Source organism: Enterobacter cloacae complex sp. FDA-CDC-AR_0132 (assembly GCF_003010695.1).
GTDB classification, from domain to species: domain Bacteria; phylum Pseudomonadota; class Gammaproteobacteria; order Enterobacterales; family Enterobacteriaceae; genus Enterobacter; species Enterobacter ludwigii.
Map to the genome: position 1 here is coordinate 309792 of NZ_CP027618.1, position 23795 is coordinate 333586.

The 23795-nt window shown below is 55.3% G+C and carries 23 protein-coding genes; 9 read left to right on the forward strand and 14 right to left on the reverse strand.

The window, feature by feature from the left end:
• Positions 1-67 precede the first annotated feature (67 nt).
• A complete protein-coding gene (gene zipA, locus AM379_RS01465; protein ID WP_020883089.1) occupies positions 68-1054 on the reverse strand; it encodes a cell division protein ZipA in 987 nt (328 codons plus the stop codon).
• 230 nt (positions 1055-1284) lie between these two features.
• On the opposite strand from zipA, the gene cysZ reads away from it, so the two are divergent.
• The 5 genes from cysZ to crr all read left to right on the forward strand — a co-directional run bounded on the left by cysZ (position 1285) and on the right by crr (position 6078).
• A complete protein-coding gene (gene cysZ / locus AM379_RS01470; RefSeq protein WP_014171085.1) occupies positions 1285-2046 on the forward strand; it encodes a sulfate transporter CysZ in 762 nt (253 codons plus the stop codon).
• Positions 2047-2209: 163 nt separating this feature from the next.
• The gene (cysK, locus tag AM379_RS01475; protein WP_020883087.1) at positions 2210-3181 is read left to right on the forward strand and encodes a cysteine synthase A; all 972 of its coding nucleotides are present in this window, start codon (positions 2210-2212) and stop codon (positions 3179-3181) included.
• Between the two features lie 317 nt (positions 3182-3498).
• Positions 3499-3756: a phosphocarrier protein Hpr gene (gene ptsH / locus AM379_RS01490; protein ID WP_000487600.1), complete on the forward strand. Its 258-nt coding sequence runs from the start codon at positions 3499-3501 to the stop codon at positions 3754-3756.
• A 44-nt stretch (positions 3757-3800) separates the two neighbouring features.
• The gene (gene ptsI, locus AM379_RS01495; protein WP_014171087.1) at positions 3801-5528 is read left to right on the forward strand and encodes a phosphoenolpyruvate-protein phosphotransferase PtsI; all 1728 of its coding nucleotides are present in this window, start codon (positions 3801-3803) and stop codon (positions 5526-5528) included.
• Between the two features lie 40 nt (positions 5529-5568).
• Positions 5569-6078, forward strand: coding sequence for a PTS glucose transporter subunit IIA (gene crr / locus AM379_RS01500; protein ID WP_003861316.1), 510 nt, complete (start codon positions 5569-5571; stop codon positions 6076-6078).
• Positions 6079-6122: 44 nt separating this feature from the next.
• Here the strand turns inward: crr and pdxK are convergent, their stop codons facing one another.
• The 10 genes from pdxK to AM379_RS01550 all read right to left on the reverse strand — a co-directional run bounded on the left by pdxK (position 6123) and on the right by AM379_RS01550 (position 14462).
• Positions 6123-6959: a pyridoxine/pyridoxal/pyridoxamine kinase gene (gene pdxK / locus AM379_RS01505; protein ID WP_106503385.1), complete on the reverse strand. Its 837-nt coding sequence runs from the start codon at positions 6957-6959 to the stop codon at positions 6123-6125.
• Between the two features lie 5 nt (positions 6960-6964).
• Positions 6965-7876, reverse strand: coding sequence for a cysteine synthase CysM (cysM, locus tag AM379_RS01510; RefSeq protein ID WP_014171089.1), 912 nt, complete (start codon positions 7874-7876; stop codon positions 6965-6967).
• Positions 7877-7988: 112 nt separating this feature from the next.
• Positions 7989-9083 carry a sulfate/thiosulfate ABC transporter ATP-binding protein CysA gene (cysA, locus tag AM379_RS01515; protein WP_014171090.1) on the reverse strand — a complete coding sequence of 365 codons (1095 nt, stop codon included), beginning with the start codon at positions 9081-9083 and terminating at the stop codon, positions 7989-7991.
• A complete protein-coding gene (cysW, locus tag AM379_RS01520) occupies positions 9073-9948 on the reverse strand; it encodes a sulfate/thiosulfate ABC transporter permease CysW (RefSeq protein ID WP_020883085.1) in 876 nt (291 codons plus the stop codon). The genes cysA and cysW overlap by 11 nt, the downstream gene beginning before the upstream one ends.
• Complete coding sequence (cysT, locus tag AM379_RS01525) at positions 9948-10781, reverse strand: sulfate/thiosulfate ABC transporter permease CysT (protein ID WP_020883084.1); 834 nt, start codon at positions 10779-10781, stop codon at positions 9948-9950. The genes cysW and cysT overlap by 1 nt, the downstream gene beginning before the upstream one ends.
• On the reverse strand, positions 10781-11794 hold the full coding sequence (gene cysP / locus AM379_RS01530; protein WP_014171093.1) for a thiosulfate/sulfate ABC transporter substrate-binding protein CysP: 1014 nt from the start codon (positions 11792-11794) through the stop codon (positions 10781-10783). The genes cysT and cysP overlap by 1 nt, the downstream gene beginning before the upstream one ends.
• A 175-nt stretch (positions 11795-11969) precedes the next feature.
• Positions 11970-12869 carry a Dyp-type peroxidase gene (locus AM379_RS01535; protein ID WP_106503386.1) on the reverse strand — a complete coding sequence of 300 codons (900 nt, stop codon included), beginning with the start codon at positions 12867-12869 and terminating at the stop codon, positions 11970-11972.
• Positions 12870-12961: 92 nt separating this feature from the next.
• Positions 12962-13537 (reverse strand): RpoE-regulated lipoprotein, encoded by a 576-nt coding sequence (locus AM379_RS01540; RefSeq protein WP_044866813.1) that lies wholly within the window; start codon positions 13535-13537, stop codon positions 12962-12964.
• Positions 13538-13600: 63 nt separating this feature from the next.
• A complete protein-coding gene (locus AM379_RS01545) occupies positions 13601-14050 on the reverse strand; it encodes a DUF2919 domain-containing protein (RefSeq protein WP_047743031.1) in 450 nt (149 codons plus the stop codon).
• A complete protein-coding gene (locus tag AM379_RS01550) occupies positions 14037-14462 on the reverse strand; it encodes a GNAT family acetyltransferase (RefSeq protein ID WP_020883079.1) in 426 nt (141 codons plus the stop codon). The genes AM379_RS01545 and AM379_RS01550 overlap by 14 nt, the downstream gene beginning before the upstream one ends.
• A 212-nt stretch (positions 14463-14674) precedes the next feature.
• Here AM379_RS01550 and amiA point away from each other — a divergent pair, with 212 nt between their 5' ends.
• Positions 14675-15550, forward strand: a complete 876-nt coding sequence (amiA, locus tag AM379_RS01555) for an N-acetylmuramoyl-L-alanine amidase AmiA (RefSeq protein WP_014171098.1) — start codon at positions 14675-14677, stop codon at positions 15548-15550.
• The gene (gene hemF / locus AM379_RS01560; protein ID WP_025203494.1) at positions 15550-16449 is read left to right on the forward strand and encodes an oxygen-dependent coproporphyrinogen oxidase; all 900 of its coding nucleotides are present in this window, start codon (positions 15550-15552) and stop codon (positions 16447-16449) included. The genes amiA and hemF overlap by 1 nt, the downstream gene beginning before the upstream one ends.
• An 18-nt stretch (positions 16450-16467) precedes the next feature.
• Here hemF and maeB read toward each other — a convergent pair whose 3' ends face one another.
• On the reverse strand, positions 16468-18747 hold the full coding sequence (gene maeB, locus AM379_RS01565; RefSeq protein ID WP_106503387.1) for an NADP-dependent oxaloacetate-decarboxylating malate dehydrogenase: 2280 nt from the start codon (positions 18745-18747) through the stop codon (positions 16468-16470).
• A gap of 290 nt (positions 18748-19037) precedes the next feature.
• On the opposite strand from maeB, the gene tal reads away from it, so the two are divergent.
• Both tal and tkt read left to right on the forward strand, forming a co-directional pair.
• Positions 19038-19988 (forward strand): transaldolase, encoded by a 951-nt coding sequence (gene tal / locus AM379_RS01570; protein ID WP_014171101.1) that lies wholly within the window; start codon positions 19038-19040, stop codon positions 19986-19988.
• Between the two features lie 19 nt (positions 19989-20007).
• Positions 20008-21996 carry a transketolase gene (gene tkt, locus AM379_RS01575; RefSeq protein WP_106503388.1) on the forward strand — a complete coding sequence of 663 codons (1989 nt, stop codon included), beginning with the start codon at positions 20008-20010 and terminating at the stop codon, positions 21994-21996.
• Here the strand turns inward: tkt and AM379_RS01580 are convergent.
• Complete coding sequence (locus AM379_RS01580; protein ID WP_020883076.1) at positions 21993-23036, reverse strand: DUF1176 domain-containing protein; 1044 nt, start codon at positions 23034-23036, stop codon at positions 21993-21995. The genes tkt and AM379_RS01580 overlap by 4 nt on opposite strands.
• A 108-nt stretch (positions 23037-23144) precedes the next feature.
• Positions 23145-23735 carry a GDP-mannose pyrophosphatase NudK gene (nudK, locus tag AM379_RS01585; protein WP_020883075.1) on the reverse strand — a complete coding sequence of 197 codons (591 nt, stop codon included), beginning with the start codon at positions 23733-23735 and terminating at the stop codon, positions 23145-23147.
• Between the last annotated feature and the right edge of the window lie 60 nt (positions 23736-23795).

Sequence of the window (23795 nt, forward strand, 5' to 3'; positions counted from 1 at the left end):
CACACCATCAATGAGAAAAAACCCCCGACATGCGGGGGTTGAGGAGGAGTCGATGTAAACGCGATGATTACGCGTTGGCTTCCTTAACTTCGCGGATGCGGTCCTGATATTCGCGCAATTTCTGCGGCGTCATCATACGACGCTGATCGTCGAGCACCACACCACCGACTTCGTCAGCAATGTGCTGTGCGGACTGCAGCATCAGCTTAAAGTTTTGCAGTTCATCACCGTAGGACGGCACCTGCATGAAGATAGTGACACCCGGCGTCACGAAATCACCGGTCATTTCCGGGTCAAAGGTGCCAGGGTTAACCATATTGGCCAGGCTAAACAGCGCCGGACCGCTACCGTCAGGACTCAGGTGACGATGGAAAATATTCATGTCGCCAAACTTGAAGCCTGCCTGTTGAATGCTGTTAAGCAGGACATCGCCATTCAGGTGGGTGCCATGATGCGCAGCCACGTTCATGATGATGACCGCTTCTTTACGCTGCGGTTTTTCAACAACCGGTTCTGGCTCAACCACGGGCTCTGGTTCAACGAGCGGGGCCGGCGCAGGCTGAGGTGCAGGCTGCACGTGAACAGGCTGCTGCGGTTGGTGTACCGGCTGCGCAGGCTGTTGTGGCGCGGGTTGCTGCACAGGCTGTTGCTGAACCGGCTGTGGCGCAGCAGGCTGCTGATGGACAGGCTGTTGCGGCGGCTGACGCACCGGCTCTTCTCCAGGCTGCGGCGCCTGCTGGCGCGGCTGTGCAGAAGCATACGGCGGTTGATACTGGTGCTGCGGAGGCTGACGAGGGGCTTCATGCTCCCCATGAGCCGCGCCGGGCGCAGTATTGACCCGATGAACACGAACTTCACCCACGCCGTCGTCGTCGCTTCCGTCGATGTCATTTTCACTGTCATCGTCATCACGACTGGACTTCATGCGCTTCAGTGGGCGATCGCGAAACATAGAGGAACGCTCTTTACGGCTGGTCCAGAAACCATGTACCAGTAAAGCGATTATGGCGATCGCGCCAACAATGATTAATATCAGACGCAAATCCTGCATCATTATATTCTCTGTTGTTCTAACACCTTGCCACCACGGCAAACATTTACTCACTAAGAGTATTTGCCGTTTACGTCAAGTGCAAGTGTGTGCAGAGCATTCACAGCATAAAGATGAACTAAATCGTGCTTTTTGCTGTTTTTTCGAACATTTCCGAACTGGTCATTGGTCCGTAAGTGGATAATATAGGCGGGCAATTCCACTGGTTGTGAAAAAAGGAGTACAGCCTGGTTATGGTTTCAACATCATCTTCTCCCCCGCGCAGCGGCGTCTGGTATTTTTCTCAGGGCTGGAAACTGGTCTCACTGCCGGGGATTCGTCGCTACGTCATTCTGCCGTTGCTGATTAACATTATCCTGATGGGCGGCGCGTTCTGGTGGCTGTTCACCAGACTGGAGAGCTGGATCCCTTCGCTGATGAGCCATGTGCCGGACTGGCTGCAGTGGCTGAACTACCTGCTCTGGCCGGTTGCGGTCATCTCCGTGCTGCTGGTGTTCGGCTACTTCTTCTCGACGATTGCAAACTGGATAGCTGCGCCGTTTAACGGCCTGCTGGCAGAACAGCTGGAAGCACGTCTTACCGGTGCAACGCCGCCGGATACGGGCATGCTGGGGATCATGAAAGATATCCCACGCATCATGAAGCGCGAATGGCAGAAGTTTGCCTGGTATCTTCCCCGCGCCATTGTGCTGCTTATCCTTTATTTTGTCCCTGGCGTCGGTCAGACGGTGGCCCCGGTGCTGTGGTTCCTGTTCAGCGCCTGGATGCTGGCAATCCAGTACTGCGATTATCCGTTCGATAACCACAAGGTGCCGTTCAAAACGATGCGCAGCGCCCTGCGTACGCAAAAAGTCGCGAATATGCAGTTCGGGGCGCTGACCAGTCTGTTCACCATGATCCCGGTGCTCAACCTGTTCATCATGCCGGTCGCCGTTTGCGGCGCAACGGCGATGTGGGTTGACTGCTACCGTGCTAAGCACGCGTTATGGAAGTAATGCAAAAATGTGTAAAAAGGGGGTGGCTTATGCCGCCCCTTATTCCATACTGATCCCCATTATTTCCTTGCAGTATATAGATATGCGAATTCCTTACTTCCCCCTACCTGTTCAACAGGTATGCTGGGACGGTATCCCAATTTCATACAGTTAAGGACAGGCCATGAGTAAGATTTATGAAGACAACTCGCTGACTATCGGTCATACGCCCCTGGTTCGACTGAACCGTATCGGTAATGGACGCATTCTGGCGAAGGTCGAATCACGTAACCCGAGCTTCAGCGTGAAGTGCCGTATCGGTGCAAATATGATTTGGGATGCTGAAAAACGTGGCGTGCTGAAGCCAGGCGTTGAGCTGGTTGAACCGACCAGCGGTAACACCGGTATCGCACTGGCCTATGTTGCGGCGGCGCGCGGTTATAAACTGACGCTGACCATGCCTGAAACCATGAGCATCGAACGTCGCAAACTGCTGAAAGCGCTGGGCGCGAACCTGGTGCTGACCGAAGGTGCCAAAGGCATGAAGGGTGCGATTCAGAAAGCAGAAGAGATTGTTGCCAGCGATCCGGCGAAATATCTGCTGCTGCAGCAGTTCAGCAACCCAGCGAACCCGGAAATTCACGAAAAGACCACCGGCCCGGAGATTTGGGAAGATACCGACGGTCAGGTTGATGTATTTATCTCCGGTGTAGGCACCGGCGGAACCCTGACTGGCGTGTCGCGCTATATAAAAGGCACAAAAGGTAAAAAAGACCTGATTACCGTTGCCGTGGAACCAACCGACTCACCGGTGATCACCCAGGCGCTGGCGGGCGAAGAGATCAAACCCGGCCCACATAAAATTCAGGGTATCGGTGCCGGCTTCATTCCGGGCAACCTGGATCTGAAGCTTATTGATAAAGTGGTGACCATCACCAACGAAGAAGCTATCTCTACCGCACGTCGTCTGATGGACGAGGAAGGTATTCTGGCGGGCATCTCTTCCGGTGCTGCTGTTGCGGCAGCGCTCAAACTTCAGGAAGATGAGGCCTTTACCAACAAGAATATTGTGGTTATCCTGCCTTCATCGGGTGAGCGTTACTTGAGCACCGCACTGTTTGCCGATCTGTTCACTGAAAAAGAACTGCAACAGTAATGCCAGCATGTTAATAACGCGTAAAAAAGCACCTTTTTGGGTGCTTTTTTGTGGCCTGCTTCAAAGTTTTACCCCTCCTGGCATTGATTCACCCCGTTGGGTCTGGTATTTAAACCAGCAATTATTTTGATGCGTGAAATTAATCAGTGAACGAAATAGCCTTGCTGAATCGATTTTATGATTTGGTTCAAGTCTTGCTTTCGCTGCATAATGTTTAATGACGATCGAAACGTCAGCGCTAACAATACAGGCTAAAGTTAAGTCGCCAGGCTAGACTTTAGTTCCACAACACTAAACCTATAAGTTGGGGAAATACAATGTTCCAGCAAGAAGTTACCATTACCGCTCCGAACGGTCTGCACACCCGCCCTGCTGCTCAGTTTGTTAAAGAAGCGAAAGGCTTCACTTCTGAAATCACTGTGACTTCCAACGGCAAAAGCGCCAGCGCAAAAAGCCTGTTCAAACTGCAGACTCTGGGTCTGACTCAGGGTACCGTTGTCACCATCTCTGCTGAAGGTGAAGACGAGCAGAAAGCAGTTGAGCATCTGGTAAAACTGATGGCTGAGCTCGAGTAAGTTTCCGGGTTCTTTTAAATATCAGTCACAAGTAAGGTAGGGTTATGATTTCAGGCATTTTAGCATCCCCGGGTATCGCTTTCGGCAAAGCACTGCTGCTGAAAGAAGACGAGATCGTCATCGACCGGAAAAAAATTTCTGCCGACAAGGTTGATCAGGAAGTTGAACGTTTTCTGAGCGGTCGTGCCAAGGCATCTGCGCAACTGGAAGCAATCAAGACTAAAGCTGGCGAAACTTTCGGTGAAGAAAAAGAAGCCATCTTCGAAGGGCACATCATGCTGCTCGAAGATGAGGAGCTGGAGCAGGAAATCATAGCCCTGATTAAAGATAAAAGCATGACGGCAGACGCTGCTGCGCATGAAGTTATCGAAGGTCAGGCAACTGCCCTGGAAGAACTGGATGATGAATACCTGAAAGAGCGTGCGGCTGACGTACGTGACATCGGTAAGCGCCTGCTGCGCAACATCCTGGGTCTGGCCATTATCGACCTGAGCGCTATTCAGGATGAAGTCATCCTGGTTGCCGCCGATCTGACCCCGTCTGAAACCGCACAGTTGAACCTGAAAAAGGTCCTCGGTTTCATCACTGACGCGGGCGGCCGTACCTCCCACACCTCTATCATGGCGCGTTCTCTGGAACTGCCTGCCATTGTGGGTACCGGTAGCGTCACCTCTCAGGTTAAAAACGACGATTATCTGATTCTGGATGCCGTAAACAACGTGGTTTACGTCAACCCAACTAACGAAGAGATCGAAAAACTGCGCGCGGTTCAGGAGCAGGTTGCGACTGAAAAAGCGGAACTCGCTAAGCTGAAAGACCTGCCAGCCATCACTCTGGACGGTCATCAGGTTGAAGTGTGCGCAAACATCGGTACCGTACGTGACGTCGATGGCGCTGAGCGCAACGGCGCGGAAGGTGTGGGTCTCTATCGTACTGAATTCCTGTTCATGGACCGTGACGCGCTGCCAACTGAAGAAGAACAGTTTGCTGCGTACAAAGCTGTGGCTGAAGCGTGTGGCTCTCAGGCGGTTATCGTCCGTACCATGGATATCGGTGGCGACAAAGAGCTGCCGTACATGAACTTCCCGAAAGAAGAGAACCCGTTCCTGGGCTGGCGTGCGATTCGTATCGCGATGGATCGTAAAGAGATCCTGCGCGATCAGGTTCGCGCTATCCTGCGTGCGTCTGCTTTCGGTAAACTGCGCATCATGTTCCCGATGATCATCTCTGTTGAAGAAGTGCGTGCACTGAAGAAAGAGATCGAAATCTACAAACAGGAACTGCGCGACGAAGGTAAAGCATTTGACGAGTCAATTGAGATCGGCGTGATGGTGGAAACACCTGCGGCGGCGACCATTGCGCGTCATTTAGCCAAAGAAGTTGATTTCTTTAGTATCGGTACCAATGATTTAACGCAGTACACCCTGGCAGTTGACCGTGGTAATGATATGATTTCACATCTCTACCAGCCAATGTCACCGTCCGTACTGAACTTGATCAAGCAAGTTATTGATGCTTCTCATGCAGAAGGTAAATGGACTGGCATGTGTGGTGAGCTTGCAGGCGACGAACGTGCTACACTTCTGTTGCTGGGTATGGGTCTGGACGAATTCTCTATGAGCGCCATTTCCATCCCGCGCATTAAGAAGATTATCCGTAACACGAACTTCGAAGATGCGAAGGTGTTAGCAGAGCAGGCTCTTGCTCAACCGACAACGGACGAGTTAATGACGCTGGTTAACAAGTTCATTGAAGAAAAAACAATCTGCTAATCCACGAGATGCGGCCCAAATTACTGCTTAGGAGAAGATCATGGGTTTGTTCGATAAACTGAAATCTCTGGTTTCTGATGATAAGAAAGACTCCGGAACTATTGAGATTGTTGCTCCGCTCTCCGGCGAGATCGTCAACATCGAAGACGTGCCGGATGTAGTGTTTGCTGAGAAAATCGTTGGTGATGGCATTGCTATCAAACCAACTGGCAACAAAATGGTTGCTCCAGTTGACGGCACCATCGGTAAAATTTTTGAAACCAACCATGCGTTCTCTATCGAATCTGATAGCGGTATCGAACTGTTCGTTCACTTCGGTATCGACACCGTTGAACTGAAAGGCGAAGGCTTCAAACGTATCGCGGAAGAAGGCCAGCGTGTTAAAGTTGGCGACCCGGTCATTGAATTCGATCTGCCACTGCTGGAAGAAAAAGCCAAGTCTACCCTGACGCCGGTTGTTATCTCCAACATGGACGAAATCAAAGAACTGATCAAACTGTCTGGCAGCGTCACCGTGGGTGAAACCCCGGTTATCCGCATCAAGAAGTAATTCTTGCCGCACAGAAAAATGGCGCCTTCGGGCGCCATTTTTGTTTATGCGGGCAGGATAAGCTCGTCGTAGCCTTTCGACTGCGTATAAATCATCACATCTGTGACGCGGTCTCCGGCCATGCGAATCGCATCGGCAACGGTTTTGCCCTCAACGATCCCGCTCACCAGCTCTGAACAGAAGAGGTCGCCCGTGCCTTTCAGGTCCGTTTCAACACGCGGATGCGCACTGACGGTCACACCGTCTCGGGTAACCAGCACTACGTGAATAATCTCCGGATCGTCCGCCACCGGCGCACTGGTGATGGCCACCCATTTCAGCGTGTCGGAAAGTAACCCCTGCGCTGCCGCTATGGCACTTTCAGGCGTACGACACGGTTTACCGCTTAACACTTCCAGCTCAAAGACGTTAGGCGTGATCCCCTGCGCCAGTGGCAGCAGGTACTCCCGATACGCCTCAGGGATATCAGGTTTCACATACATCCCACTGTCAATATCGCCAATAACGGGGTCAACCAACACCAGCAGGTCAGGATGCTGCGCTTTGATCGCGGTGAGCCACTGCGCCAGGCATTTTATCTGGCTGGCGCTGCCCATGTAGCCCGTGGTAACGGCTTTAAGCTCGCGCAGGATCTCGCGCTCTTCCAGCGCCTTAAGATACCCGCTGAACCACTCATCGGGGATCACGCCACCGTAAAAGGTATCGTAATGCGGCGTGTTGCTGAACAGCACGGTCGGCACGGCGGTGACGGTTAGCCGGTGGGTACGAATGTTCGGCACCGCAATGCTGTTCCCCACGCTGCCGTAAACCACCTGCGACTGTACCGCGACAATATCGGTTTGCTGCGCCCGGGTGTTATCCCGGAATAAAATCATCTCCATGACGCTTAAATCCCCGCCCCCTGCGTATAACTCTCTTCACCAAAGACGCCGGTAGAAAGATAGCGATCGCCGCGGTCGCAGATAATCGCCACCACGACAGCCCCGGGATGTGCCTGCGCAACACGCAATGCTCCCGCTACCGCGCCACCCGAGCTGACCCCGCAGAAGATACCTTCACGCACGGCCAGTTCACGCATCGTATTCTCCGCCTCGCGTTGATGAATATCCAGCACCTGATCCACCAGCTGGGCGTTATAAATGCCCGGCATGTATTCCGCCGGCCAGCGGCGAATACCCGGTATGCTGCTCCCCTCTTCCGGCTGCAGACCCACAATCGTTACCGCCTTTTCCTGCTCGCGCAGAAAACGGGATACGCCGGTAATGGTCCCTGTCGTGCCCATGCTGGAGACGAAGTGAGTGATGCGCCCGTTGGTCTGCTGCCAGATTTCCGGACCGGTAGTGGTGTAGTGAGCGTACGGGTTATCCGGGTTATTAAACTGATCGAGCAGTTTGCCTTCACCGCGTTCGGCCATGGCTAGCGCCAGGTCGCGCGCCCCTTCCATCCCCTCTTCTTTAGAGACCAGAATCAGTTCGGCACCATAGGCGCGCATCGCCGCACGGCGCTCCTGGCTCATGTTATCGGGCATCAGCAACGTCATGCGATAGCCTTTCAGCGCGGCAATCATCGCCAGCGCAATACCGGTGTTACCGCTGGTGGCTTCAATCAGCACGTCGCCGGGCTGAATTTCACCGCGTTTTTCGGCCTGCACAATCATGGAGAGCGCAGCCCGGTCCTTCACCGAACCGGCAGGGTTATTGCCTTCGAGTTTGACCCAGATTTCGCTGCCGTTGTCCGGCCCCATGCGCTGAAGTTTGACCAGAGGGGTGTTGCCGATGGTGTGTTCTAATGTGTTCAAGATCGCTGTCCAATAAAAAGCCCGGTGGCGCGCAGCGCTCCGGGCATACGGAGATCATATTCCAGACCGGCTAAGCGCAGCGCCTCCGGTCAAACTACGTGTCATTAACCTATCAGGCTGACTCCGCCAGAGCAATATCCTCGCGCGTCTCTATGCGCTCATTGCCATGATAAATACGGGCATGCTGCAGCCCAACAAACAGGCGTTCGCCCCGGTACGGCGGCTCGTCATCACGCATCACTACCGTCAGCGGCTCGGTATACCAGCCCAGCGGCTGTACCACCAATTGGGTGTAGTGCCCTTTAGGGCTAGCTTCCAGCACCTGCACCGGCAGCGGTGAATCCAGACTCGTCCGGCGGCTCACGTCCACTTCCCAGGGACGCAGGAACAGATCGACCGGCCCCTGATGTGCGGAGGTGTATCCCAGCGGCCAGCGGTGTGCGCCCACGTGGAATTGCCCACCGCGGATGGTGCCCTGCAGCCGGTTAACTTCGCCCATAAACTCGAGGACAAATCGGGTCGCCGGTTCACGCCAGAGCTGCTCTGGTTCATCAACCTGCTCGATGTTCCCCTGGCTCATCACCACCACGCGGTCTGCGACTTCCATCGCCTCTTCCTGATCGTGGGTGACGAAGACGCTGGTGAATTTCAGCTCTTCATGCAGCTGACGCAGCCAGCGGCGTAACTCTTTACGCACCTGCGCATCCAGCGCGCCAAACGGCTCATCCAGCAGCAGAATTTGCGGCTCAACGGCCAGGGCCCGCGCCAGCGCGACGCGCTGCTTCTGGCCGCCGGAAAGCTGCGCCGGGAAGCGGTCAGCCAGATGCGCAAGCTGTACCATCTCCAGCAGTTTGGTCACTTTCGCTTTGATGGTGGCCGCATCCGGACGCTCGCGGCGAGGCAGGACGGTCAGACCGAAAGCGATGTTATCGAACACGGTCATATGGCGGAACAGCGCGTAATGCTGGAACACAAAGCCCACTTTACGGTCGCGGGCGTGCAAACGGCTTACGTCGGTACCGTGAAAACGAATATGTCCGCTGGTCTGATGCTCAAGCCCGGCGATAATGCGCAGCAGCGTGGTTTTACCCGAGCCAGACGGCCCGAGCAGTGCCACCATTTGTCCGGAAGGGATATCCAGCGAGATATCATTCAGCACCTGGGTGCGACCAAAAGACTTCTTAATATTGGCAATCTCAATGCTCATGATTTCCCTCCTGGTGCTGACGTTTTTCCTGGTTCTCTAAACGCCACTGCACCACACTCTTCAAAAACAGGGTCAAAATCGCCATCAGCGTCAGTAACGCTGCGGCAGTAAAGGAACCTACGGTGTTGTAGTCCTGCTCCAGTAATTCAATCTGTAACGGTAACGACAGCGTTTCGCCGCGAATGGAGCCCGAGACGACCGAAACTGCACCGAACTCGCCAATGGCGCGGGCATTGGTCAGCACGACGCCATAGAGCAGCGCCCAGCGAATATTCGGCAGCGTCACGCGGCGGAACATCTGCCAGCCGGATGCGCCCAGCAGAATTGCCGCTTCATCTTCGTTGCTGCCCTGGCTTAACATCACCGGGACCAGTTCGCGCACCACAAACGGACAGGTTACAAACACCGTGACCAGCACCATGCCCGGCCAGGCAAACATGACCTGCAGGTTATGCTCATCCAGCCAGCCGCCCAGCGGGCCGTTAGAGCCGTAGAAGAGCAGATAAACCAGACCGGCCACTACCGGCGACACGGCAAACGGGATATCCAGCAGGGTCAGCAGCAGCTGACGTCCCGGGAAGTTAAAGCGCGTTACCAGCCAGGCCAGCAGCGTACCGAACACCAGGTTGACCGGCACCGTGATAAGCGCAATCAGGACGGTCAGCCAGATGGCGTGCAGCATATCCGGGTTCGCCAGGTTTTCCAGCGCGGGCATCAACCCCTTGCTGAACGCCTGAACAAAAATATAAATCGTCGGCACGACGAGAATGAAGGCGGACACCAGCACGCCCGTACCAATCAGAAACCATTTTCCCCAGTTGATACGGGGAGCATCGTATCGCTTCAATTGAGTAACTTCCGCCATCAGTGACCTACCACGCGTCGACCAAAGCGACTTTGCAGAGTGTTAATTGAGTAGAGCAGCAGCAGCGATGCGGCAAGAATGACCGAGGCAATCGCGCTCGCCGCCGGGTAATCAAACTCCTGCAAGCGGATAAAAATCATCAGCGAGGTGACTTCGGTTTTCCACGCAATGTTCCCGGCAATGAAAATAACCGCGCCGAACTCACCGAGGCTACGGGTAAACGACAGCGCGATACCGGCCAGCAGCGCCGGAGAAAGCTCAGGCAGGACGACCTTGCGGAAGCTCTGCCAGCGCGTGGCACCCAGCGTTTCCGCCGCTTCTTCGTATTCAGGGCCTAATTCTTCGAGCACTGGCTGCACGGTGCGTACAACAAAAGGAATGCTGGTAAACGCCATCGCGACCGCGATACCGAGCCAGGTATAGGTCACTTTGATATCAAGCTTCGCCAGCCACTCACCGTAAAACCCGTTCACGGAAAAGAGCGAGGCGAGGGTTAACCCCGCCACCGCCGTCGGCAGCGCAAACGGCAGGTCCATTAACGCGTCGAGCAGCGTACGGCCCGGGAAACGGTAGCGGGTTAAGATCCACGCCATCAGCAGGCCAAAGGCCCCGTTAAAAATGGACGCCACAAACGCCGACAGCAGCGTCACCTTATAGGCTGCGACGACCTGCGGGTTGGTTATCACTTCCCAGTACTGCGCCCAGCTCATTTGCGCAAGCTGCATCACCAGCGCGCTGAGCGGTAACAATAAGATCAGGCAGACGAACAGCAGGCTGGTCCCGAGGCTTAAGGTAAAGCCCGGCAGCACGCGTCTGGTAGAGACTGCAAACATTACTTACGCCCCGCCGCCAGCAATTTGTCTAACTCACCGCCGCTGGCAAAATGCGTTTTCATGACATCAGGCCAGGAGCCGAAATGGTCTTCCACGCGGAACAGCTCGGTCTGCGGGAATTTATCCTTCAGTTTGTTCATCACATCCGGGTTATTCACGCGGTAGTAGTAATCGGTAATGATCGTCTGCGCCTGTGGGCTGTACAGGTAGTTGAGGTAAGCTTTTGCCGCTTTCTCTGTGCCGTTGGACTGCACGTTTTTATCTACCCACGCTACCGGGAACTCGGCGAGGATATTGGTTTTCGGGATAACGACCTCGAAACCCTGCGCCTCGTACTGTTTGCGGATATTATTCACTTCCGACTCAAAGCTGATCAGCACATCGCCCAGGCCGCGCTCTGCAAAGGTCGTGGTCGCGCCGCGACCGCCGGTATCAAACACCTCGACGTTTTTCAGGAACTGGGTCATGAACTGCTCGGTTTTCGCTTTATCGTTACCGTCAGCTTTGTCCGCCGCGCCCCACGCTGCCAGATAGGTATAGCGCGCGTTACCGGAGGTTTTTGGATTCGGGAAAATCAGCTTCACGTCGGAACGCACCAGGTCATTCCAGTCGTGGATATTTTTCGGGTTGCCCTTACGCACCAGGAAACCCATGGTGGAGTAGAACGGTGAGCTGTTGTTCGGCAAACGACTCTGCCAGTCAGCGGCGATCAGCTTGCCTTTGTCGTGCAGGATCTGCACGTCAGTGACCTGGTTATAGGTCACCACATCCGCTTTCAGCCCCTGGAGAATGGCCAGCGCCTGCTTGGACGACCCTGCGTGTGACTGTTTAATGGTCAGCTTGTCGCCGTTGTTGTCTTTCGCCCACTGCTGCTCAAACGGTGGGTTAAGGGCGGCAAACAGCTCGCGGGAAACATCATACGAACTGTTCAGCAGCTCAGTAGCCTGCGCCTGTGCCACCAGCAGCAAACCTGCCAGTGCCAGCGATCCTTTTTTCAGTACAGTAACGGCCATTGCGCACCCTTATAAATGTGATGACTATCTTATAGTCATAATATTTATAACGAGGACGAAAGGAGTAACGGTTTTATATACCGTTTGGTGATTTACAAGCAGAAAAGAGAATAAGGGTGCAGCCCGTCGTGGTCCGCACCCCAGCCCTCTCCGTGCAGGAGAGGGTGGAAAGCACTTACAGCGCCAGCAGACGCTCGACGGACGGGGCGAAGTAGTAGCCGCCGGTCACCGGTTTGGTGAAGCGCAGCATGGCGTCACGCTTGCCGTCGGTATCGCCAAACATGCTCAGCAGCTGCTGTTCGATGTTATGCAGGCGCGCGCAGTACGCACAGAAGTAAAGACCGTGGGTACCGCTTGCTGTGCCGTATGGCAGGCTCTGGCGAACAATCTTCAGACCTTTTCCGTCTTCCTTGAGGTCAACACGGCTCAGGTGAGAGGTGACAGGACGGGCATCGCCGTCGATCTCTTCGTTGGCCTCTTTCGTACGGCCAATCATCATCTCCTGGTCATGCACGCTCATGCGGTTCAGCTGCTTGAGGTTGTGCTCCCAGCGCTGGACGAACACATAGCTGCCGCCCGCGTCGACGCCGTCTTTGATCACTGCCACTTCACGACGCGTCTCTTCACCCGCCGGGTTTTCAGTTCCGTCAACGAAGCCGCTCAGGTCGCGTTCTTCCACCCAACGGAAACCGTGGGTCTCTTCCTGAACGTCAATGCTGTCACCAAAAGCCGCAACCGCCGCCTGGGCAACGGAGAAGTTCACATCATGACGCAGCGAGAGAATGTGGATCAGCACGTCGAACTGCGTTGCGGGTGCCAGGCCTTTACCGTAAGGGATAAAATCCTTCAGCTCTTCGGCGCCTTCGCCACCGCTCAGTTGACGCCAGACGTTATGACCAAAGGCAACGACCGCGCCCAGATGGGCGTCCGGGAATTTGGCCTGGAAGGTGGCCAGCTTATCAACGAACGCTTTACTGGCCGCATGCAGGGCATCCACATCCCCTTTAACATTGGCTTCAATCCAAATCGCCGCGCGGCAATGTTCTGGCAAAATGCCACTCTGAACCTGAGACATCGCTCCTCCTGAAATAAAGATGCCACGTCAGCGTGGCATTGATGGCGGCTATTATACCCGTATTTCAGCGAGACGGTTTGTCCAGGCGCAAATTACTGCTTCCAGATAATTTTGCTCACTTTCCAGCTTTTCAGCGTGTCGTCAGATGGCATTAAACCTTCCGGACCACTCCAGGTACCGGTGAAGAGATAGCTGATATGCTGGCTGCCCTGCGCTTTACATTCCACCGCCACGCCGTCGTCAGACGGGGCACTGGTGCAGTTGCCGAAGGCCTGTTTATAGAGTTCGCTAAACGGGGTTCCCACTTTCACACCGCTTTCGGTTGGGATGTCGTCGTCCATCACAGCAATGCGGTTTACCGTGCCTTTATCACCGTTAATCACCAGCGCCAGCGTGTCACCCTTCAGCGCTTCGAAATAACGCACGATATTGCCGTTTTCTGTTTTCATGCCGCTGCGCAGGCGATAACCGCCACCCAGAGCATCCTGAAGGGTGTCCTGATCCAGTGCCGTCGCGGCGGTAATTTTCCCCACGCCCTGCTCGGTCACTTCCGTTGAAGAGCCAAACCAGTTCCACGGATAGGCCGCAGACCAGTTAATTGATGAGAGCGTTGAACAGCCGGTTAACGCCAGCGGGAGAGCGCATAAAAGTAAACGCAGCGATTTCATTGAAACGTCCTTACGTGTTAAATCAACGCTTGTTGGAGTGCGGTATCGGCAAAAAGTGCCAGGTTAATCTTCCTGATGCGTAAAACAGGCGCGAAGGCGGGGATTCGTCAGCAGCCACAGCAGCGCCACGATATCCGCCACGAGCAGCGCAATACCGATCCCCGTAAGCGGTTCACCGCTCCACCAGAGCACCGGTTGCCAGACGAGCAGCGCAAGCTGAGCGAGGATCAGCAGCCAGCGAAGCGCACCCCACCGGCGCGGGATCGTATGCCGTCGCCCGCTGCATAAAAACGCCATCACTGCCGGCACGCCCGGCAGCAAGCCGAGCCAGAAGGCATCGTGATCGGGATAAAAGAGCGTCAGAAGGGTATCGCCCTGCCCGCGCGACGCGGCGGCCATCACAAACAGCACCCAGGTACGGGCCTGCAGCAGCAAAACGCACCAGAACAAAAAGGGCAGCCTGACACGCCCTTGCGCATCATAATCTGCCGGATGGATCTCAGTACTCTTCATCTTCTATCAGGCGCTTACCTAAGCTCAGTACGTCCGCGTGTTCATAACCCAGGCGTTCATACATGCCCAGCACCACGTCGTTATCTTCCCGCACCATGATCTGAATCTTCGGGCAGCCGCGGGCAATGAGTTTCTTTTCCAGTCGATTGAGCAGCGCATTGGCGATGCCGCGCGCACGAAATTCCGGGTGCACGCCCAGATAATAGGCCGAGCCGCGATGGCCGTCGTACCCGCCCATCACTGTTCCCACCACCTCGCCGTTGACTTCTGCCACCAGAAACAGACTGACGTCGTGATTCAGCTTACGTTCAATATCCATTTCTGGATCGTTCCACGGACGCAGCAGATCGCAGCGCTCCCAAAGGGTGATCACCTCTTCGAAATCTTCCTGGCGAAAAACGCGTATCTCCATGGTATTAACCGCCTTTTCGGGTTTAAAAACAGTGATTATGGCGTGAACATCGCGTTTAGCCAATAACCGGGGAAAAACTCGCCAAAATTTGGCATAATGTCACTTTGTCACGTATTGAAATGAAAAGTAAAACAATTCTCAATAAGGACTGTCGTAACGCTAATCACGATACGATATAACACCAGGACCCCAATTTTTACAATTCAGGCCGCATGAGCACATTCAAACCATTAAAAGCACTCACATCGCGTCGTCAGGTTCTCAAAGCGGGGCTGGCGGCCTTAACGTTAACGGGCATCGCACAGCAGGCTCAGGCTAAAGAAGAGAGCACGCTCAAAACCAGTAACGGACACAGTAAACCGAAATCGAAAAAGCCGGGCGCGAAGCGTCTGGTCATGCTGGACCCCGGTCACGGCGGAATTGACACCGGCGCTATTGGTAAAAACGGTGCGAAAGAAAAGCATGTCGTGTTAGCGATTGCAAAAAATGTGCGCGCAATTTTACGCAGCAATGGCATTGACGCCCGCCTGACGCGTTCTGGCGACACGTTTATTCCGCTGTACGACCGCGTAGAGATCGCCCACCAGCACGGTGCCGATCTGTTTATGTCGATTCACGCGGACGGTTTTACCAACCCGTCGGCGGCGGGGGCTTCGGTGTTCGCCCTCTCCAACCGTGGGGCGAGTAGCGCCATGGCGAAATATCTCTCCGATCGTGAAAACCGGGCGGATGAAGTTGCGGGGAAAAAAGCCACCGACAAAGATCATCTGTTACAGCAGGTGCTGTTTGACCTCGTTCAGACGGACACCATTAAAAACAGCCTGACGCTCGGCTCGCATATTCTGAAGAAGATTAAACCGGTGCATCGCCTGCACAGCAGGAGCACCGAACAGGCGGCGTTCGTGGTGCTTAAGTCGCCGTCAATTCCGTCCGTGCTGGTGGAGACGTCGTTCATCACCAACCCGGAGGAGGAACGCCTGCTCGGCACCACCGCGTTTCGCCAGAAGATCGCCAACGCCATCGCCTCAGGCATAATCAGTTACTTCAACTGGTTCGATAACCAGAAAGCGCACTCCAGGAAACGTTGATGAAACCCAATGCACAGCTGGTAAAAACATTCCTGCTGCAGCTGCAGGATGAGATTTGCCAGAAACTGGCCGCCGCAGATGGCGGTGAATTTCAGGAAGATAGCTGGCAACGCGAAGCCGGTGGCGGCGGACGCAGCCGCGTGCTGCGTAACGGCGGCATCTTTGAGCAGGCTGGCGTCAATTTTTCCCACGTCCACGGAGACGCGATGCCCGCTTCCGCCACGGCTCATCGACCAGAACTGGCAGGCCGCAGCTTCGAAGCAATGGGCGTATCGCTGGTGGTTCATCCGCACAACCCGTATGTGCCGACCAGCCATGCCAACGTGCGCTTTTTCATTGCTGAAAAACCCGGGGCCGATCCGGTCTGGTGGTTTGGCGGCGGTTTTGACTTAACGCCCTACTACGGGTTTGAAGAAGATGCCGTGCACTGGCACACCACCGCACGCGATCTCTGTCAGCCGTTTGGGGACGACATCTACCCGAAATTTAAAAAATGGTGCGATGACTATTTTTATCTGAAGCACCGTGATGAGCAGCGCGGCATTGGCGGGCTGTTCTTTGACGATCTCAACACGCCAGATTTTGATACCGCATTCAGCTTTATGCGGGCGGTAGGTGAAGGGTATACCGGGGCCTATCTGCCGATCGTGGCGCGGCGTAAAGATACCGACTACGGCGTGCGCGAGCGCGAGTTCCAGCTTTACCGCCGCGGGCGCTACGTAGAGTTCAACCTGGTATGGGATCGCGGTACGCTGTTTGGCCTGCAGACCGGCGGGCGCACGGAGTCCATTTTGATGTCGATGCCGCCGCTGGTTCGCTGGGAGTACAGCTACGAACCAAAAGAAGGCAGCCCGGAGGCTGCCCTGAAAGACTTTATTACGATTCGGGACTGGGTGTAATACCGGCAGGCGCAGCGCTTACAGCGGCTGCGTCTGCGCTTCAACCACCGCCAGTGCCACCATATTCACGATACGACGCACCGAAGCAATCGGCGTCAACACGTGCACTGGCTTCGCCACGCCCATCAGTACCGGTCCTACGGTGACCCCTTCAGAGCTGGAGACACGCAGCAGGTTGTAGCTGATGCGGGCCGCTTCCACGTTCGGCATAATCAGCACGTTTGCAGAACCTTTCAGCAGGCTGTCCGGCATGCGTTCGTTACGAATGCTCTCCACCAGCGCAGCATCACCGTGCATCTCGCCGTCAATCATCAGTTCCGGCGCACGCTGGCGAACCAGCTCCAGCGTCTGGCGCATTTTGCACGCCGCCGCTGATTTCGACGAACCGAAGTTGGAGTGCGACAGCAGCGCTACCTTCGGTTCAATACCAAAGCGACGCACGGTTTCTGCCGCCATCACGGTGATCTCCGCCAGCTCTTCCGGGCTCGGATCGTCGTTAACGTAGGTGTCGGCAATAAAGGTGTTGCCGCTTGGCAGCAGCAGCGCGTTCATCGCCCCGGCGGTGTGGACCCCTTCGCGATAGCCGAAGATCTCCTGCACCACGCTGAAGTGCTCGTGGTAATCACCGATCGTGCCGCAGATCAACGCATCCGCTTCACCGCGGTGGACCATGATCGCCCCGATCACCGTGGTGTTGCTGATCACGGCCTTTTGCGCCTGCTCCTGGGTGATCCCGCGACGTTTCATGATCGCGTAGTATTCGTTCCAGTACTCTTTAAAGCGCGGATCGGATTCGTTATTAACGATCTCAAAATCCACACCCGCTTTGATCTGCAGCCCCAGCTTCTGAATACGCATCTCGATAACGCTCGGACGACCGATCAGGATTGGCTTCGCCAGACCTAAGGTGATCAGCTCCTGCGTGGCATGCAGAACGCGCGCCTCTTCCCCTTCCGCCAGCACCACGCGTTTCGCGTCGGCACGCGCCTGGGAGAAAATGGGCTTCATAAACAGGTTGGTTTTGTAGACAAACTCGGTGAGCTTATCGACGTAAGCATCGAAATCTTTGATGGGGCGCGTCGCCACGCCGGAGTCCATTGCCGCCTTAGCAACCGCCGGGGCGATTTTGACAATCAGACGCGGGTCGAATGGTTTTGGAATGATGTAGTCCGGGCCAAAGCTCAGATCCTGGTCACCATACGCCGAGGCGACCACTTCGCTCTGCTCGGCGTGCGCCAGTTCCGCAATGGCATGAACGGCCGCGAGCTTCATCTCTTCGTTGATCGCCGTCGCGCCTACGTCCAGCGCCCCGCGGAAGATGAACGGGAAGCAGAGAACGTTGTTCACCTGGTTCGGGTAATCGGAACGACCGGTACAGATAATGGCATCTTCACGCACGGCTTTTGCCAGCGGCGGCAGAATTTCCGGTTCCGGGTTTGCCAGCGCCAGAATCATTGGCGCACGCGCCATTTTCTTCACCATCTCCTGGGTCAGCACTTTCGGGCCTGAACAGCCAAGGAAGATATCCGCGCCGTCAATCACGTCCTCCAGCGTGCGTTTACCGTCATCTTCTACCGCGTAGGCCGCTTTGGTTTCCGCCATGTTCGGCTCACGGTCCTTGTAGATAACGCCTTTGGAGTCGCAGACCACAATGTTGTGCTTCTGCATGCCCAGCGCCACCAGCAGGTTCATACAGGCGATTGCCGCTGCGCCTGCGCCGGAGACCACCATACGGACGTCAGAGAGATTTTTCTCGACCACACGCAGACCGTTCAGAATGGCCGCGGTGCTGATAATCGCGGTACCGTGCTGGTCATCATGGAACACTGGAATGTTCATACGCTCGCGCAGTTTCTGCTCGATATAGAAACATTCCGGCGCTTTGATGTCTTCGAGGTTGATCCCACCGAAGGTCGGTTCCAGCGCGGCAACCACGTTGATGAATTTATCAGGATCGAGCTCATCCACTTCGATATCGAACACGTCAATACCGGCAAATTTCTTGAACAGAACGCCCTTGCCTTCCATCACGGGCTTACCGGCCAGCGCACCAATATTGCCTAATCCCAGCACCGCCGTCCCGTTAGAGATCACGGCGACCAGGTTGCCACGCGCGGTGTATTTATAGGCTGCCAGCGGATCTTTTTCGATTTCGAGGCACGGCGCCGCGACTCCGGGTGAGTAGGCCAGCGCCAGATCGCGCTGAGTCGCCAGCGGTTTTGTCGGGGAGACCTGAATTTTACCTGGGACAGGGAACTCATGGAAATCGAGAGCACTCTGTTTTAACTGATCATCCATCTTATTTTTCCTTTCACGTATCGGTCAAAAGGGTGACGTTTGCGATCCTGAAGCACACCCTGGTGTGCCGCCTAGTATCGCCGCAGGCAGCCACATAAACTTTGAAGGCTGCCAAACTCTCACCATTGCAGAATAAAAATTGTTATCAATTTATAACAGCCATGTTACCCGTCTCAGAAAGCAATGCCTCCCCCGTCTGCTATGCTTTTTTGTTAAGTCCATCATGATTTTCGCAGAAGTGTGAACTAACGCACTCGAGTAACTCTTTTATTTCCAAGGAGTAATTATTTATGAACCAACTAGACGGCATCAAACAATTCACTACCGTGGTCGCCGACAGCGGTGATATCGAGTCGATTCGCCACTATCAGCCCGAAGATGCGACCACTAACCCTTCGCTGCTGCTCAAAGCGGCCGGTCTTGCTCATTTTAGTCATCTGATTGATGACGCTATCGACTACGGTAAACAGCGCGGTAAAACACAGGAGCAGCAGGTCGCCGAAGCGAGCGACAAGCTGGCCGTTAATTTCGGTGCGGAAATTCTGAAAAGCATCCCGGGACGCGTCTCTACCGAAGTGGACGCCCGCCTCTCCTTCGACCAGGAGAAGAGCATCACGAAAGCCCGCCGCCTGGTTGAGCTCTACCAGGAGCAGGGCATCGATAAATCGCGCATTCTGATTAAGCTGGCCTCAACCTGGGAAGGGATCCGCGCGGCGGAAGTTCTGGAAAAAGAGGGGATCCATTGCAACCTGACGTTGCTGTTCTCCTTTGCGCAGGCGCGCGCCTGTGCCGAAGCCGGCGTCTTCCTGGTGTCTCCATTCGTCGGGCGAATCTATGACTGGTATCAGGCTAAACAGCCGATGGATCCGTACGTGGTGGATGAGGACCCGGGCGTGAAATCGGTGCGTAATATCTACGACTATTACAAACAGCACCGCTACGAAACCATCGTGATGGGCGCCAGCTTCCGCCGTACCGAGCAGATCCTCGCCCTGGCAGGCTGTGACCGCCTGACCATCTCCCCTAACCTGCTTAAAGAGCTGCAGGACAAAGAGGAAACGGTTATCCGCAAACTGGTGCCCACATCAACCGTCCTCCCCAAACCTAAAGCCATGACCGAAGCGGAATTCCGCTGGGAGCACAATCAGGACGCAATGGCCGTCGAAAAACTGGCGGAAGGCATCCGCCTGTTCGCCGTCGACCAGCGCAAACTTGAAGATCTTCTTGCCGCCAAACTTTAACCTTGCCACGGAGTGAATTATGTCCCGTAAAGAGCTAGCCAATGCCATTCGCGCCCTCAGCATGGATGCCGTGCAGAAAGCCAATTCCGGCCACCCTGGCGCCCCCATGGGCATGGCTGACATTGCCGAAGTGCTGTGGAATGATTTCCTGAAGCACAACCCGAACGACCCCAGCTGGTACGATCGTGACCGTTTTATTCTCTCTAACGGCCACGCCTCCATGCTGCTCTACAGCCTGCTGCACCTTTCCGGCTACGACCTGCCACTATCCGAGTTAAAAAACTTCCGCCAGCTGCACTCAAAAACGCCGGGCCACCCGGAGATAGGCTATACGCCGGGTGTGGAGACCACCACCGGGCCGCTCGGCCAGGGGTTAGCCAACGCGGTCGGGCTGGCGATTGCCGAACGCACGCTGGCGGCGCAGTTTAACCAGCCAGACCACGAGATTGTCGATCACTACACTTATGTGTTTATGGGCGACGGCTGTCTGATGGAGGGGATTTCTCACGAAGTCTGTTCGCTGGCGGGCACGCTGGGACTGGGCAAGCTGATCGGATTTTACGATCACAACGGTATCTCCATCGACGGGGAGACCAAAGGCTGGTTTACCGACGACACGGCAAAACGGTTTGAGGCCTACCACTGGCACGTAGTGCATGAAATTGACGGCCACGACCCAGAAGCGGTGAAAAAAGCGATTCAGGAAGCGCAAAGCGTGAAGGACAAACCGTCCCTGATCATCTGTCGCACCACCATCGGTTTCGGCTCACCGAACAAAGCGGGTAAAGAGGAAGCCCACGGCGCGGCGCTGGGTGAAGAAGAAGTGGCGCTGACCCGGCAGAAACTGGGCTGGAAATACCCACCGTTTGAGATCCCGAAAGAGATCTACCGCGAGTGGGACGCCCGCGAAGAGGGTGAAAAAGCCCAGCACGCGTGGAATGAAAAATTTGCCGCCTATCAAAAAGCCCACCCGGAACTGGCCTCTGAATTCTCGCGCCGCATGAGCGGTGGCCTGCCGGAGGACTGGGAAGAGAAAACCCAGGCGCTGATTGAAAATCTGCAGTCTAACCCGGCAAAAATTGCCACCCGTAAGGCCTCGCAAAACACTCTCAACGCCATCGGCCCCCTCCTGCCTGAACTGCTGGGCGGCTCCGCGGATCTGGCTCCAAGTAACCTGACCATCTGGTCTGGCTCAAAATCGCTGAAAGAGGATATTGCCGGGAACTATATCCACTACGGGGTGCGTGAGTTCGGGATGACCGCCATTGCCAATGGCATCGCCCATCACGGCGGGTTTGTGCCCTACACTGCTACCTTCCTGATGTTCGTTGAGTATGCCCGTAACGCGGCGCGTATGGCGGCATTAATGAAAGCGCGGCAGATCATGGTCTACACCCACGATTCGATTGGTCTGGGTGAAGACGGTCCCACGCACCAGGCCGTTGAGCAGCTGGCGAGCCTGCGTTTGACGCCAAACTTCAGCACCTGGCGTCCGTGCGATCAGGTCGAAGCGGCGGTTGGCTGGAAGCTGGCGGTTGAGCGCCACACGGGGCCAACGGCATTAATTCTGTCGCGGCAAAACCTGGCCCAGATTGAACGCACGCCGGAGCAGGTAAAAAATATCGCCCGCGGCGGGTACATCCTGAAAGACAGCGGCGGCAAACCGGATGTCATCCTGATTGCTACCGGTTCTGAGGTGGAAATTACCGTGAAGGCCGCGGAAAAACTGACCGCCGAAGGTCATGCGGTACGCGTGGTATCCCTGCCGTCCACCGACATTTTTGATGCACAGGATGAGGCCTACCGTGAATCGGTCCTGCCCTCTAACGTCGCAGCCCGTGTGGCCGTCGAGGCGGGTATCGCCGACTACTGGTACAAATATGTCGGGCTGAAAGGCGCTATCGTCGGGATGCGTGGGTACGGCGAGTCGGCGCCTGCCGACAAGCTGTTCCCGTATTTTGGCTTTACCGTTGAGAATGTGGTTGAGAAGGCGCTGAGCGTAATTTAGCGCGTGATCCACAACGTGGGCCAGGCATCTGGCCCATTCCAGTTATCGCAGCTGGGCTCTTCTGCATAACGCACCAGGCGGAAACGCTGGCCGTCAAAACGCCAGCGCGTCTGGACCCCACAATCGCCAATACCGCGCCCCAGCGCGAGCGTCGTCAGCTCGCGCGTTTTCTCATCAAAGCGGGCATTCATCAATTCGATTTCACTGCTATCGTCTGCAGGGGTGAAAGGCAGACGCAGCCTTACGCTGCGAGACGAAAACGGCTTTTTGCGCGATACCAGCCAGGCCAGATCGACCGTGTTATACGCCCCCGCCTCACAGCTAATAATCAGCAATGCTTTTTCATCGGTTAACGCGGTGACGCGCACTTCACGGCGGTTAGGATCGAGCGAGCACTGGCTGTTGTTCATCCGCCAGGTGCCATAATCCAGCAGGTCGTTCAATTCGGCGTGGGAGAGCGGCGTCGGCGTCGGATTGACTACCGCCACCTTTTTTAAGGCGGGTGCAGGCGGCACGCTTAACGGCGGATCGTCACCTTTTTTAATCCAGGCCGTTTCACTCCCGACACGTTTCTGCTGCGCGTCAATAAACAACAGCGCGGCTTTCAGGCCGTTCAGGGAGATAACCTGGTCACCGCCGCGCAAGGTCAGGGCTTTTCCTTCCTGGATATTTTTCAGAAACGCCGTGATGGTGGCGGCATCATCACTTTTCAGATGCCACGGGGTTAACTGCCAGTGCTGCCGATCCAGCTTGAGAGGAACCTTATCCAGCAACAACCGCGGCGCAATATCCGCTTCTTTCACGGCAGGGTCAGCAAGGCCGCCGAGATCGATACGCAGCGTAGCGTCGGTTTTCGCGCCGGCACTGCGGCTGAGCGTCATGACCAGCCCCCGGTGTTCACCGGTATTGCGTGCGAGGCAAAAATTCTGGTTATTGCAGGTCACCTGCCAGTCAGAAAATAATTGCTGGGCAGGCGCAGCCCACACCTGCGAGGAGGTGAGCACGCAAAACAGGCAGAGAAGAGAGACGCAATAGCGCATGAATGGCACAATCCCGGAACGAAAACGCTTAACTGGGCTGTATCTTCGTGTTCCCGCCCGGGTTGCTCAATCGGATTTATCGGATAGATTTATCCGAAATACATTCTATCACCGTTCGAAAGAGGCGTTCATCAGCCCGGTCGTTTGAAGATACTGTAGTAATATCACAGCTTTACCATCCCTGATTTCCCCGGCATGCATCATCTCCAGCGCCCGGGAAAACGGCAACTCCAGCACTTCAATATCTTCATCTTCCACGCCACCGCCGCGGTGAGTACGCTGCGCATCGCTGTATTCCGCGATGAAGAAGTGGACGATTTCCGTCACGCCGCCAGGAGACATAAACAGCTCGAAGACCTTTTTGACCTCTCCCACTTCAAAGCCAGTCTCTTCGACGGCCTCTTTGCGGATGCACACTTCCGGCTCGTCGTCATCAAGCAGGCCCGCACAGGTTTCAATCAACCTGCCGTCAGGGTTGCCATTGACCCATGTTGCTACCCTGAACTGACGGATCAGCACCACACTCTGCTTTTCACGGTTATAGAGCAAAATGGTGGCGCCATTGCCGCGGTCATAGACCTCGCGTTTATGGCGGATCACTTCACCGTTATTACGGGTTAAATCGTAAGTGATGTTACGCAGGACAAAGTAGTTTTCAGAAAGGATTTTGTCTTTGATAACGTCAATTTTCAGGGTCATACGGGCTCCACGACACAATGAGTCTTCCTATAGTACGCCGTGAAACCCGCTTTGTCGCCC

Coding starts and splice junctions, on each gene's coding strand:
- zipA (WP_020883089.1), bottom strand. CDS start 1,054: ATGATGCAGGATTTGCGTCTGATATTAATCATTGTTGGCGCGATCGCC.
- cysZ (WP_014171085.1), top strand. CDS start 1,285: ATGGTTTCAACATCATCTTCTCCCCCGCGCAGCGGCGTCTGGTATTTT.
- cysK (WP_020883087.1), top strand. CDS start 2,210: ATGAGTAAGATTTATGAAGACAACTCGCTGACTATCGGTCATACGCCC.
- ptsH (WP_000487600.1), top strand. CDS start 3,499: ATGTTCCAGCAAGAAGTTACCATTACCGCTCCGAACGGTCTGCACACC.
- ptsI (WP_014171087.1), top strand. CDS start 3,801: ATGATTTCAGGCATTTTAGCATCCCCGGGTATCGCTTTCGGCAAAGCA.
- crr (WP_003861316.1), top strand. CDS start 5,569: ATGGGTTTGTTCGATAAACTGAAATCTCTGGTTTCTGATGATAAGAAA.
- pdxK (WP_106503385.1), bottom strand. CDS start 6,959: ATGGAGATGATTTTATTCCGGGATAACACCCGGGCGCAGCAAACCGAT.
- cysA (WP_014171090.1), bottom strand. CDS start 9,083: ATGAGCATTGAGATTGCCAATATTAAGAAGTCTTTTGGTCGCACCCAG.
- cysW (WP_020883085.1), bottom strand. CDS start 9,948: ATGGCGGAAGTTACTCAATTGAAGCGATACGATGCTCCCCGTATCAAC.
- cysT (WP_020883084.1), bottom strand. CDS start 10,781: ATGTTTGCAGTCTCTACCAGACGCGTGCTGCCGGGCTTTACCTTAAGC.
- cysP (WP_014171093.1), bottom strand. CDS start 11,794: ATGGCCGTTACTGTACTGAAAAAAGGATCGCTGGCACTGGCAGGTTTG.
- AM379_RS01535 (WP_106503386.1), bottom strand. CDS start 12,869: ATGTCTCAGGTTCAGAGTGGCATTTTGCCAGAACATTGCCGCGCGGCG.
- AM379_RS01540 (WP_044866813.1), bottom strand. CDS start 13,537: ATGAAATCGCTGCGTTTACTTTTATGCGCTCTCCCGCTGGCGTTAACC.
- AM379_RS01545 (WP_047743031.1), bottom strand. CDS start 14,050: ATGAAGAGTACTGAGATCCATCCGGCAGATTATGATGCGCAAGGGCGT.
- AM379_RS01550 (WP_020883079.1), bottom strand. CDS start 14,462: ATGGAGATACGCGTTTTTCGCCAGGAAGATTTCGAAGAGGTGATCACC.
- amiA (WP_014171098.1), top strand. CDS start 14,675: ATGAGCACATTCAAACCATTAAAAGCACTCACATCGCGTCGTCAGGTT.
- hemF (WP_025203494.1), top strand. CDS start 15,550: ATGAAACCCAATGCACAGCTGGTAAAAACATTCCTGCTGCAGCTGCAG.
- maeB (WP_106503387.1), bottom strand. CDS start 18,747: ATGGATGATCAGTTAAAACAGAGTGCTCTCGATTTCCATGAGTTCCCT.
- tal (WP_014171101.1), top strand. CDS start 19,038: ATGAACCAACTAGACGGCATCAAACAATTCACTACCGTGGTCGCCGAC.
- tkt (WP_106503388.1), top strand. CDS start 20,008: ATGTCCCGTAAAGAGCTAGCCAATGCCATTCGCGCCCTCAGCATGGAT.
- AM379_RS01580 (WP_020883076.1), bottom strand. CDS start 23,036: ATGCGCTATTGCGTCTCTCTTCTCTGCCTGTTTTGCGTGCTCACCTCC.
- nudK (WP_020883075.1), bottom strand. CDS start 23,735: ATGACCCTGAAAATTGACGTTATCAAAGACAAAATCCTTTCTGAAAAC.